At 31.2% G+C, this 944-nt stretch carries 1 protein-coding gene; it reads left to right on the forward strand.

Going from position 1 to position 944, the window contains the following annotated elements; genetic code table 11:
* Positions 1-149: 149 nt before the first annotated feature.
* The coding region (locus SH601_RS17570) for a nucleotidyltransferase domain-containing protein (protein ID WP_319959628.1) at positions 150-944 on the forward strand (795 nt) is incomplete at its 3' end.

The following is a 944-nucleotide window of genomic DNA, read 5'->3' on the forward strand; positions in this document are numbered from 1 at the left end:
AAATAAGTATACTTGTAGCATGTTAATAATTTTGATATGCTTAATTGGTTGTAAATGAAAGGAGCATTAGGTATGTGTTGCTCATGTTGTCCAGTGGTAAATATGCAAAAGTCTCTCTAATTTAAAAAACTTAGGAGGTTATTTTGTATATGCTATTACAGGAAAAATTAATTAATATAATTAAAGAGAAATGTGAGAAAGATCCTCGTATTTCCGCATGTATGATGTATGGATCGTTTACAAAAGGTGAAGGCGACCAATACTCGGATGTTGAGTTTTATGTCTTTTTAAAGAATACGGAAATTGGACAATTTAAATCTTCCGACTGGATTAGAGATATTGCCCCATATGATTTACTCTTTTTTAACGAATTTGGAACTGAAGTTGTCGTGTTTTCCAATTTAATTAGAGGGGAGTTTCATTTTCAGGCTGAATCTGATATTGAAGTTATCAAGACATTTAAAGACACAGGTGTTTTCCCTGACACACAATCCATGTTTATTTATGATATTACAGGAAAATTAAAACCAAGCTTAGATTATCTAAAAGGCAATGGGCCAGAACGAATGACAAATGATAATGTCAATTTTGCTTTTAATAATTTTGTTAATGCATGGCTTATGGGTATAAACGTTTTAAAGAGAAGGGAAATTGCACGTTCATTGGAGTGCCTAACATATGTTCAAAAATACGTTTTACAATTAATTAGGATTCGTGAAAAAAATGTAGAACGGTGGTTAAACGCTACAAAGAACTTAGAAGTTGACCTTTCAGATGAGGCGTATGGTGAGTATGCTTCAATTACGTCAAAATTAGATAAAGAAGAATTATATCTTGCCTATTCTAATGCACTTAATGTAGTTGAAGGGTTAGTTCTTGTACTTGCTGATTATTACCAGTTTGACATTAATGTAATTTTGTTTAAAAAATTACATTCTCATTTA

The organism is Gracilibacillus pellucidus (assembly GCF_033949965.1).
Classification (GTDB): domain Bacteria; phylum Bacillota; class Bacilli; order Bacillales; family Amphibacillaceae; genus Gracilibacillus; species Gracilibacillus pellucidus.